Annotated in this window: 9 protein-coding genes; 4 read left to right on the top strand and 5 right to left on the bottom strand. The window is 72.1% G+C overall.

Annotation, left to right across the window (positions count from 1 at the left end):
• Positions 1 to 427 (bottom strand): SIMPL domain-containing protein (locus ABD691_RS28620; protein ID WP_344685003.1); only part of this gene is annotated, 427 nt, incomplete at its 3' end.
• Positions 428 to 674: 247 nt separating this feature from the next.
• Between ABD691_RS28620 and ABD691_RS28615 the strand changes: the two genes are divergently transcribed.
• On the top strand, positions 675 to 1,865 hold the full coding sequence (locus ABD691_RS28615) for an AAA family ATPase (RefSeq protein WP_344685001.1): 1,191 nt from the start codon (positions 675 to 677) through the stop codon (positions 1,863 to 1,865).
• A 201-nt stretch (positions 1,866 to 2,066) separates the two neighbouring features.
• On the opposite strand, the gene ABD691_RS28610 is transcribed toward ABD691_RS28615, so the two are convergent.
• Both ABD691_RS28610 and ABD691_RS28605 read right to left on the bottom strand, forming a co-directional pair.
• Positions 2,067 to 3,269, bottom strand: a complete 1,203-nt coding sequence (locus ABD691_RS28610; protein WP_344684999.1) for an RNA polymerase sigma factor — start codon at positions 3,267 to 3,269, stop codon at positions 2,067 to 2,069.
• Entirely contained in the window at positions 3,266 to 3,619 is a 354-nt protein-coding gene (locus tag ABD691_RS28605; protein WP_344684997.1) for a YciI family protein, read from the bottom strand. Before ABD691_RS28605 ends, ABD691_RS28610 begins: the two co-directional genes overlap by 4 nt.
• A gap of 202 nt (positions 3,620 to 3,821) precedes the next feature.
• Here ABD691_RS28605 and ABD691_RS28600 point away from each other — a divergent pair, with 202 nt between their 5' ends.
• From ABD691_RS28600 to ABD691_RS28590, 3 genes are all read left to right on the top strand, one after another.
• Entirely contained in the window at positions 3,822 to 5,681 is a 1,860-nt protein-coding gene (locus ABD691_RS28600; protein WP_344684995.1) for an NHL domain-containing thioredoxin family protein, read from the top strand.
• Positions 5,682 to 5,729: 48 nt separating this feature from the next.
• Positions 5,730 to 6,050: a GroES family chaperonin gene (locus tag ABD691_RS28595; protein ID WP_009948370.1), complete on the top strand. Its 321-nt coding sequence runs from the start codon at positions 5,730 to 5,732 to the stop codon at positions 6,048 to 6,050.
• A gap of 164 nt (positions 6,051 to 6,214) precedes the next feature.
• Entirely contained in the window at positions 6,215 to 8,293 is a 2,079-nt protein-coding gene (locus ABD691_RS28590) for a VanW family protein (RefSeq protein WP_344684992.1), read from the top strand.
• 61 nt (positions 8,294 to 8,354) lie between these two features.
• Here the strand turns inward: ABD691_RS28590 and ABD691_RS28585 are convergent, their stop codons facing one another.
• A complete protein-coding gene (locus ABD691_RS28585) occupies positions 8,355 to 8,714 on the bottom strand; it encodes a cupin domain-containing protein (protein WP_344684990.1) in 360 nt (119 codons plus the stop codon).
• A 116-nt stretch (positions 8,715 to 8,830) separates the two neighbouring features.
• Positions 8,831 to 10,894, bottom strand: coding sequence for a PhoX family protein (locus ABD691_RS28580; RefSeq protein WP_344684989.1), 2,064 nt, complete (start codon positions 10,892 to 10,894; stop codon positions 8,831 to 8,833).
• Positions 10,895 to 11,113: the final 219 nt, after the last annotated feature.

Genomic DNA, 11,113 nt, shown 5'->3' with positions numbered 1-11,113 from the left:
CCTCCGCCCGGCGCCGCGCGTCGGCGACCGCGAGCCGCTGCGCCTCCGCTGTCGCGTCGGCGGGGTCGCTGAGCTCCCAGCGCGGCCCGTCGAGCCGTTCCGGCTCGGCCTCCAGCAGCGCTGCCGCGAGCCGTTCGAGCGCTTCGCGCCCGCCGACCCGCAGCGCGAAGTGCTGCCGCGCGTGGTGCCCGACCTGCTGCCCGTCCTGGTAGCGCGGGTGGACCGACAGGTTCCGGCTGCGCACCTCGACCTCCGCCAGCGCGGCTTCGACGCCGCTGACGCGGCGCGCCAGCTCGTCGACGGCCCGCTGCCGATCGTCGGCGGTGGCGCTGAACGAGACGTGCAGGACCGCGCGGTCGGCGGTGCGCCGCACCTGCGCATTTCCGTTGGTGACGACTTCGGCCATGCCCGCCAGCCAAGCATCCATCGGCTTCGATCGGGGCGTATCGGGGATTATTGGATCTTGTCTAGATTCCGCTAGAGGGCGGTACAGCCGCGTCCCCGGCTCGCGGATCGTCGTCCAGCGCGACGAGTACGAGGCGGCGCGGACCTCCGGGGCGATGCGGCACGAGTCGCTGCGCCTGGCGCCCGAGCACTACGGCTGACCCGACACGCCGATTCCGGTATCTCGCGCAGTATCGAATCAGCCCTATACGACTGGATACAGTCCGAGCATGGATCCGGTCCGCAATCCGTTCGCCCCCGGCGCCGGTCAGCGCCCACCGGAACTGGCCGGCCGGGACCGGGAGGTCGACGCCTTCGACATCGTCCTGGAGCGGGTTTCCCGCGGTCGGCCGGAGCGCAGCCTCGTGCTCACCGGGCTGCGCGGCGTCGGCAAGACCGTGCTGCTCGGCGAGCTGCGCTCGATGGCCATCCGGCGCGGCTGGGGCGCCGGGAAGGTGGAGGCCCGGCCCGAGGCCGGGCTGCGCAGGCCGCTGTCGGCGGCGCTGCACCGGGCGATCCGCGATCTGGCCGTCCGGCACCGGGCGCCGGACCGGGTCGAGGAGGTGCTTGCGGTGCTTAAGGCGTTCGCGCTCAAGGCGAACCCGGACGGCGCCAAGCTGCGGGAGCGCTGGCAGCCGGGCATCGACGTGCCCGCCGCGCAGGGCCGGGCCGACTCCGGCGACATCGAGATCGACCTGGTCGAGCTGTTCACCGAGGTCGCCGAGCTGGCCGCCGACGTCGGCACCGGGGTCGCGCTGCTGATCGACGAGATGCAGGACGTTCAGGCCGAGGACGTCTCCGCGCTGTGCGCGGCGTGCCACGAGCTGTCCCAGTCGGGCGCGCCGCTGGTGGTCGTCGGCGCCGGGCTGCCGCACGTGCCCGCCGTGCTGTCGGCGAGCAAGTCCTACTCCGAGCGGCTGTTCCGCTACGTGCGCATCGACCGGCTGGTCCGGTCGGACGCCGACCGCGCCGTGGTCGCGCCGATCGAGCGGGAGGAAGCCGAGATCACCTCGGACGCGCTGGACGCGCTGTTCTCGATCTCCGGCGGCTACCCGTACTTCGTCCAGGCGTACGGGAAGGCCGCGTGGGACGCCGCGCCGCAGGCGCCGATCGGCAGCGACGACGTGCGGCTGGCCGCGCCGGAGGCGGAGGGCGAACTGGCCGTCGGGTTCTTCGGATCGCGCTACGAGCGCGCGACCCCGGCCGAACGCGAGTACCTGCGGGCGATGGCCGAGATCGTGCAGGGCCGGGACGAACCCGCGGGCACCTCGTCGGTGGCCGAGTACCTGGAGCGCAAGCCCTCCTCGCTGTCCCCCGCGCGGGACAGCCTGATCAAGAAGGGGCTGGTGTATTCGGCAGAACGCGGCCGGATCGCGTTCACCGTCCCGCACTTCGGCCGCTACCTGCTGACCCAGGATTAAGCCCGATAGCGTGGACTTCGCGGTGATGCGAGTCACATCCCGTCATGGCTGTAACGAGACGCCGTCACGTGCCGATACACGGGATGACCCCGCGATGCTGTCGGACCCCCGACCTGGCAGCACCGCGGGGCCTTCCAATTTCCGGGCCTGTTTCCCTGCCGGCCCCGGGCTTCTGCCACCGACAACCCCGGCGCCCGCGAACTATTCCCCGCCATCCCGCCGGTTCCGCAGGAAGGCCCGTTCGGCCTCGTTCCCGGTGCGGCTGATCGCCTCCTCGTAGGCGAGCCCCGCCTCTTCATCGCGGCCGAGACGGCTGAGCAGATCGGCGCGGATCGCGTGGAACAGGTGGTAGCCGGGGAGGTCGAGGCCGTCGACGAGGTCGAGCGCCGCCTGCGGGCCGTCGGTTTCGGCGACGGCCACCGCGCGGTTGAGGGCCGCGACCGGACTCGGGGTCAGCGCGACCAGCTGGTCGTAGAGCAGGCGGATCTGCCGCCAGTCGGTGTCGGCCGCGGTCGCCGCGTCGCTGTGGACGGCGTTGATCGCGGCCTGGATCTGGTACGGGCCGGGCCGGTCGCGGCGCAGGCAGCGGCGGACCAGGTCCTGGCCCTCGGCGACCAGCTCCCGGTCCCAGCGGGCGCGGTCCTGGTCGGCGAGCCGGACCAGCTCGCCGTGCGGGCCGGTGCGGGCCGCGCGGCGGGAGTCGGCCAGCAGCATCAGCGCGAGCAGGCCCAGGGCCTCCGGTTCGTCCGGCATCAGCTCGGCGAGCAGCCGACCCAGCCGGATCGCCTCGGCGCACAGCTCGTCGCGCACCAGGTCCGCGCCCGCGTTGGCCGCGTAGCCCTCGTTGAAGATCAGGTAGATCACCGCGAGCACCGCGCGGAGCCGGTCGGGCAGATCGGCTTCGGCCGGGACCCGGTAAGGGATGCGTGCGTCGCGGATCTTGCCCTTCGCCCGGACCAGGCGCTGGGCCATGGTCCTGTCCGGAACCAGGAACGCCCGCGCGATCTCAGCGGTGGTCAGCCCGCCGAGCAGCCGCAGCGTCAACGCGACCCGCGCGTGCGGGGCCAGCGCCGGGTGGCAGCAGGTGAAGATCAGCCGGAGCCGGTCGTCGTGCACGGGCCCCTCCTCTGTCGGTTCGTCCGATGCGCGCAGCAGGGCCGCCTGGGCGTGCCGCCGGTCGCGCGAGGACTCGCGGCGGAGGCGGTCGATCGCCCGGTTCCGGGCCGTGGTGATCAGCCAGCCCGCCGGGCTGGGCGGCAGCCCCTCCTGGGGCCACCGCCGCACCGCCTCGGCGAAGGCGTCCTGGACCGCGTCCTCGGCGAGGTCGATGTCGCCGAGGACGCGGACCAGCACCGCGACCGCCCGACCGCGCTCCTCCCGGAACACGCGGTCGACGTCGATCATCCGCAGCTCCCCTCCTGCAACGGGCGGACCTCGATCGGCAGCGTGGTCGCGCGGGCCAGCTTGCGGCCCCACTCCAGCGCGGCGTCGAGGTCCTCGGCCCGGATGACGGTGAACCCGCCGATGTGCTCCTTGCCCTCGACGTACGGGCCGTCGGTCATGAGCGCGTCCTCGCCGGCGGACCGGACCACGGTCGCCGTGCTCGGCGGGTGCAGACCGCCCGCGAAGACCCACGCCCCGGCGGCGCGCAGCTCGGCGTTCACCGCCTCGACCTCGCGCATGATCGGGTCCAGGACCTCGGGCGCGGGCGGCTCTCCGTCGGGCTGGTAGATGCTGAGCAGGTATTCCTTCATCAGTGCGCTCCTCTCGGTGCTTGCACCTCCTGTACGAACGGCCTCCCCGGGAATCGACACCTTCGCCCCGAAGATCTCCCGATCGCAGCCCACGGCCAATGCTGCGCGCCCGACCGGACCGGCACGCCCCGAATGGTGAGACGCGGCTCGGGCGCCCCCACCCTCCGGAACAGCCCCCGGACCGGTGTTGTTGACTCCGGGCGTGAGTGCTGAGCAGCAGAAGCGCCGTGCCCGTGTCCGCGCCCCCGAGCTCGTCGGCCGCCAGTGGCTGAACACCGGGGGCCGCCAACTCCGGCTCTCCGACTTCCGGGGCAAGATCCTCGTCCTGGACTTCTGGACCTTCTGCTGCATCAACTGCCTGCACGTGCTCGACGAGCTCCGGCCGCTGGAGCAGGAGTTCGCCGACGAGGTCGTCACCATCGGCGTGCACTCGCCGAAGTTCGAGCACGAGGCCGATCCGGACGCGCTGGCCGCCGCGGTGCAGCGCTACGCGGTGCACCACCCGGTGCTCGACGACCCGGAGCTGACCACCTGGCAGCACTACGCCGTGAAGGCGTGGCCGACGCTCGTCGTGGTCGACCCCGAGGGCTACGTCGTGCACGTCGCCGCTGGTGAGGGGCATGTCGAGGCGCTGCGCAGCGTGATCACCGAGCTGGTCGCCGAGCACGACGCGAAGGGCACCCTGCACCGCGGGGACGGCCCGTACGTGCCGCCGGAGGTCGAGGAGAGCACGCTGTCGTTCCCGGCCAAGATCCTTCCGCTGGACAGCGGGACCGCGCTGGTGTCCGACTCGGCGCACCACAGCCTCGTCGAGTTCGCCGCCGACGGCGAGACCGTCGTGCGCCGCATCGGGTCCGGTGTGCGCGGGCGTGCGGACGGCGGCGCCGAGGAGGCGTCCTTCGCCGAGCCCGCCGGGCTGGCGCTGCTGCCCGCGGAGGTGGCCGCGGAGGTCGGCTACGACGTCGTCGTCGCCGACACCGTCAACCACCTGCTGCGCGGGGTCCGCCTCGGCGACGGCGAGGTGATCACGCTGGCGGGAACCGGTGAGCAGTGGCGCGACGGCGCGGACAGCGGGCCGGGCACGGAGACGCCGCTGACCAGCCCGTGGGACGTCGCCTGGTGGGAGCCCGCGGGCGGGGTCGTGATCGCGATGGCGGGCAACCACACGCTCGGCCTGTTCGACCCCCGCACCGGGCAGGTCCGGCGGTTCGCCGGGACCACCGTGGAGGGACTGCGGGACGGCGCCGCCGAGGACGCCTTCTTCGCCCAGACCTCCGGCCTGGCCGACGGCGGCGACCGGCTGTGGCTCGCCGACTCCGAAACCTCCGCGCTGCGCTGGGTCGAGGCCACCGCCGACGGCTTCGCCGTGCGCACCGCCGTCGGCGCCGGGCTGTTCGACTTCGGGCACGCCGACGGCGACGCCGGCGAGGCGCTGCTCCAGCACCCGCTCGGGGTCGCGGTGCTGCCGGACGGCTCGATCGCGGTCTGCGACACCTACAACGGCGCGATCCGCCGGTACGACCCGGCCACCGACCAGGTCTCGACGCTGGCCTCGGGCGTCTCCGAACCGTCCGGCGCGGCTGTCGTGGACGGCGAGCTGGTCGTGGTGGCCTCGGCCGCGCACCGGCTGGAGCGCCCGGTGCCGCCGGGCGTGTCGGCCAAGCTCGTCAGCGGCGCGTCGCAGCAGGTCAAGCGGCCCGCGACCGAGGTGGGCGCGGGCGAGCTGGAGCTGGCCGTGGTGTTCACGCCGCCGCCGGGGACCAAGCTCGACGAGCGCTACGGCCCGTCCACCCGGCTGGAGGTCACCTCCTCGCCGGAGGGGCTGCTGGTCGAGGGCAGCGGGGTCGGCACCGACCTGACCCGGCGGCTGGTGCTGGCCGAGGGCGTCGAGCACGGTGTCCTGCACGTGGTCGCGCAGGCGGCCAGCTGCGACGACGATCCGGCCGTGGAGCACCCGGCGTGCCGCCTGACCAGGCAGGACTGGGGCGTACCGGTGCGGGTGACCACGTCCGGTCCACGCCGGCTACCGCTGGTGATGGGCGGTCTGGACGACGGCGCCTGAGACCCCGCCTGCTGCGAGCGTTGCCGGGCGGGCAAGTAAACTTTTCGGGTGACCGATGCCAAGCTTGAGATCCAGATGCTGCATGACCGGGTCATGGTGCGGATCTCACAGGAGTCCGGAGAGCGCCGCAGCAGTGGCGGCATCGTGATTCCGGCGACCGCCCAGGTGGCCAAGCGGCTGCTCTGGGGCGAGGTGTTCGGAGTCGGCAGCCACGTGCGTACCGTCAAGGTCGGCGACCAGGTGCTGTTCAACCCCGAGGAGCAGTTCGAGGTGGAGGTCCAGGGCCAGCCCTACCTGGTGATGCGCGAGCGGGATCTGCACGCCGTCGCCACCGAGCAGACCGAACAGGGCACCGGCCTCTACCTGTGACGTCCCGGTACCCGCGAAGGCCGGGCAACCTGTGACGTCCCCGTACCTGTAGCGTCCGGGCGCCTGCCCCATACTCGGATCCCGGACGCAGTGCCCCCGCGCGGGGCTGCCGCAATTTCTACGCCTGTCTCGCCCCACCGCACACCAGACGAGAAGGGGAAGCGGTGCCGGAAAACCACGAACGCCCCGAGACCGCGGACGCGACCGAGCGCATCTCGGTCGCGGGACCGGAAACCGACGCCGAGCGGACGCAGTCGATCCCGCCGGTCCAGGACGACGCGACCCGGCCGGCTGTCGAACGCCCGACCCACGACGACGCGACCCGGGCCGTCGAGCGCCCGGTCCAGCCGGAGTCCGACGCCGAGCGCACCGCGAACCTCTCGGCGGTGCCGTCCGACTTCCCGGACTTCTCGGTCGAGCAGACCCAGTCGATCCCGGTCTGGAACGGCGTCCAGCCGCCGCCCGCCGCACCCCAGCCCGCGACACCCGCGCCGCCGCAGGCGGGCGAGCCCGGCGAGCGCAAGCGCGGCCTGATCCGCGCGGGCATCATCGCCGGTGCGGCCGTCGGCGCGCTCGCGCTGCTCTACATCGGTGACCTCGTGTTCTCCAGCGGCACCGTGCCGCGCGGCACGGTCGTGGCCGACGTGCCGATCGGCGGGCTCGACAAGGCCGCCGCCGAGAGCCGGCTGCGCGCCTCGCTCGGACCGGGCCTGGACAAGCCCGTGCAGCTGGTCGCCGGTGACCGGACCGCCAGCATCGACCCGTCGGCGGCCGGGCTGGAGATGGACTGGGCCGCGACCGTCGAGCAGGCCGGTGCCCAGCCGTGGAACCCGATCACCCGGTTGACCTCGCTGTTCACCACCCGCGAGGTGCAGCCGGTCAGCAACGGCGACCGCGGGCAGCTCACCGCGGCGCTGGAGCAGGTCCGGCCGGAGCTGGACCGGGCGCCCGCCGAGGGCTCGATCACCTTCGAGGGCGCGAAGCCGGTCGCGGTCGATCCGGTGATCGGCCGCCAGATCGACGTGCAGGGCGCGGCGGACGCGGTGCTCGGCGACTGGGCGGATCCGGACCCGGTGCGGGTGCCGTTCACCCAGCAGCCGGTCAGCACCACCGCCGAAGGCGTGCGCAAGGCTCTGAAGGAGGTCGCCGAGCCCGCGGTGTCCGGTCCGGTGACCGTGCGCGGGCAGGGCAAGGACGCGACGTTCACGCCCGAGGCGATCGCCTCGGCCCTGCGGTTCGAGCCCGACGGCAACGGCGGGCTGCGGCCGATCGTGGACGTGCCCGCCGCGATCGGAGGCGTGGAGCCGCAGCTGGCGAGCACGATCGTGCCCGGCAAGGACGCCCAGATCGTGGTCGAGGGCGGGGCACCGGTGGTCAAGCCGTCGACCGACGGGGTCGGCATCGACTGGAACAAGAGCTTCGAGCGGCTGACCGACGTGCTCAAGCAGCCGCGGAACCGCTCGGTGCAGGCGATCTACGTGCACCAGCCCGCGAAGTTCACCACCGACCAGGCCAACCAGCTCGGCATCCGCGAGGTGGTCAGCGAGTTCACCACCGGCGGGTTCGAGCCCGCGTCCGGGGTGAACATCCGGCGGACCGCCGAGCAGGTCAACGGCGCGGTGGTCAAGCCGGGCGAGACCTTCAGCCTCAACGGGCACACCGGTCCGCGCGGTGCGGCCCAGGGCTACATCGAGTCCGGCATCATCCAGGACGGCAGGCCGGGCAAGGCGGTCGGCGGCGGGATCTCGCAGTTCGCCACGACGATCTACAACGCCTCGTACTTCGCGGGCATGCAGGACGTCGAGCACAAGGCGCACAGCTACTACATCAGCCGCTACCCGGCAGGCCGCGAGGCGACGGTGTTCCAGGGCGCCGACGGCAGCAGCGTCATCGACGTCAAGTTCAAGAACACCACCAAGAGCGGCGTCCTGATCACCACGCAGTGGACGCCGTCGTCGATCACGGTGAAGTTCTGGAGCACCAAGCAGTACGACGTGACCTCGCAGACCGGCGAGCGCACCAACCTGACCGCGCCGCACGAGGTCGTCGTGCCGCCGGGCCAGCCGTGCAGCCCCAGCAAGGGCAACGGCGGGTTCACCGTCACCGACACCCGGACCCTGCGCAACGTGCAGACCGGCGAGGTGAAGGTCGAGAACCCCAAGAAGACGGTCTACGAACCGCAGCCGATCGTCCACTGCGGACCGCCCGCGCCGCCCGGCGCGGCTGCGCCGGCGCCGCGCTGACCGACTCGCTGCCCCTCGAGACTCTCGGGGGGCAGCGGTGTTTCCGGGCCGCGGTCGCGCCCTACTCGGGTGCGGTCGCGTAGGTCGCGGCGGCGGTCCAGTCGATCGCGACGAAGTCCTCGTCGCCGACCACCCAGGCGTCGTGGCCGGGGCTGACCACCGCGCTCTGCCCGGCCTCGACATCGGCCTCCTGGCCGTCGTCCATGACGATGTGGATCTTGCCGGACAGCACGTACATGGTGTGCGGCTGCTGGCAGCTCTCCGTGCCCACGATCGGTTTCACGTCGTTGGACCAGCGCCAGCCGGGGTGCATGTGCGCGCGGCCGACGGTCACGCCGGGCAGCTCGACGAGTTCCATCTCGCCGTGCCCGAACTCGCGCTTCTCGTCCGGCCTCGCGAGGTCCTTGGCTTCGAGCGTCATGTCGTCCTCCTCGGGTCGCCCTGCGCCCAAGGCTGCGACGACCCGAGTCGGCCGAACAGGGTCCAAATACCGCCCGGGGCGGCGCGGGAATCCGCACCGCCCCGGGGTTCCTTCTCTCAGCTGCCGATCTCGGCCCCGTCGGCGCGCCAGACGGCGACCACCGACGGACGGGGCTGCGAGCTGCCGCCGTCGGGCCAGTGCGAGGCCGGGTTGCCCGCGCCCGCGCCGTCGATCTCACCGGGGTGCTGGACGCAGACGGTGATGACGTGGTCGGTGACGACCGGCCCGCAGGTCTCGGCGCCGACCGGCACGGTCAGGAACTGCTTGACCCTGCCGCGCTCCGGGCCCGCGACCGGCACCGCGAACAGACCGTCGTTGGCCTCCAGCGCGTTGCCGTCGGTGGAGATCCACAGGTTGCCGTGCCGGTCGAACGCGACGTTGTCCGGGCAGGAGATCGGGCTGACCTGGGTCTTGTCGAACCCGCCGAAGTAGGTGCCCGGGTCGTTCGGGTCGCCGCAGACCAGCAGCAGGTTCCAGCGGAACTTCGTGCCGGTGGTGTCGTCGTCCATCTCCAGCACGTGACCGTGCTTGTTGCCGACCCGCGGGTTGGCCTCGTCCGGACCGGCGTTGCCCGCCGAGCCGCGGTTGGAGTTGTTGGTCAGGGCGCAGTAGATGTAGCCGTTGACCGGGTTCGGCTCGATGTCCTCCGGGCGGTCCATCTTGGTCGCGCCGACGGCGTCGGCGGCGAGCCGGGTGAAGACGTAGACCTCCTCGGCGGTGAAGCCGGGGACGAAGGAGCGCTTGCCGCTGGCCAGCGGCAGCCACTCGCCGGTGCCGTCGAAGTGGCCGTCGGCGGGCAGCTTGCCGGTGCCGTCGATCTCGCCTGCCGGGCTGTTGCCGGTGAACTTCGCGACGTAGAGGGTGCCGTCGTCGAGCAGCGACATGTTGTGGCGGCGGGCGAGCGCGCTGGTGCCCGGCTTGACCCGGCCGTTGGACACGTACTTGTAGATGTAGTCGAAGCGCTCGTCGTCACCGGAGTACGCGACGACCCGGCCGTCCTCGGCGATCTTGATGGAGGCGGTCTCGTGCTTGAACCGGCCCAGCGCGGTGTGCTTGACCGGCGTCGAGCCCGGGTCGTGCGGGTCGATCTCGACGATCCAGCCGAACCGGTTGGCCTCGTTGGGCTCCTGCGCGATGTCCCAGCGCTTGTCGAAGCGCTCCCACTTGCGGTCGCTCTCGGTGCCCTTGAGGCCGTAGCGGGCGAGCCGCTCCTTGGCCTTCGGGTCGGTGACGCTGTCGGCGTTGGCGAAGTACTGGTTGAAGTTCTCCTCGCCGGACAGCACCGTGCCCCACGGCGTGACGCTGCCGGAGCAGTTGTTCTGGGTGCCGAAGACCTTGGTGCCGGTCGGGTCCGCCGAGGTCTTGAGGTGGTCGCTGCCCGCGGCCGGGCCGCGCAGCTCGAACTCGGTGTTCAGCGTGATGCGGCGGTTGTACTTGCTGGGCTTGGGCTTGAAGCCCTTGTCACCGTCGCGGCCGACCGCCACCACCGACAGGCCGTGCGCCGCCCACGCGATGCGCACCTGCTCCTCGGTCGGGTTGTTCTCGTCGTAGTTCAGGAACATGTGGGTCTCGGTGGTGTACTCGTGGTTGCACACCAGGAGGTGCTCCCGGCCGCTGCTGTCGAGCGGGATCAGCCCGGCGAAGTCGTTGTTGTAGCCGAACTGCTTCTCCTGCGCGGCGGCGGTCTGGTTGTTGAAGTCGAACTCCGGGGCGCCCTCGACGACCGCGTCTCCCCAGCGGATCACGATCTCCTGCTGGTAGCCCTCGGGGATGACGACGGCGTCCTGGGTGTTCGGGGCGACCGGCGCGAAGTTCGTACCCGGCACGCCGCCCCCGGCGGGGCGCTGCGCGGGAGCGGCGGGCTGCGCGGCGGCGGCACCGCTGACGGCGGCGGCACCACCGACGGACAGCGCGAGCACGCTTCCGGCCTTGAGCACGCCGCGGCGGCTCAGCACGCTCTCGACGATGTCACCGAAGTACGGGTTGTCCGAGGTGTTCGGCGCCTCGTGCGCGCACGCGTTGCCGCAGCGGAACCGGCAGGTCACCGACGAACGGGCGGCGGAGTGGTTGGACAGAAGTGGGAGCGGGACGACCCGCCCGCTGTCCGATCGGGGAGACAAGCGGACCTCCAAGGACTCAGTCGGGAACAGCCAGCACGCTATGCAGGGCAGGCGAGTACTCCCGTACCAAAAGGTGAACAAGGGTCAAATTCATGACGCAGAGTTGCGGCTGTTCCGCCCGTATGGTCACTTGCCGAGTCGCATCGATCACCGAATGTGATCGGAAAAACCGTTCGCCCCCAAGCGGTTCCGCCGCCTAGCCTGCGGGACATGGCATCC

The sequence above is a fragment of the Saccharopolyspora taberi genome (assembly GCF_039534165.1).
Lineage (GTDB): Bacteria > Actinomycetota > Actinomycetes > Mycobacteriales > Pseudonocardiaceae > Saccharopolyspora_D > Saccharopolyspora_D taberi.
This window is presented reverse-complemented; position numbering and strand designations above follow the sequence as displayed.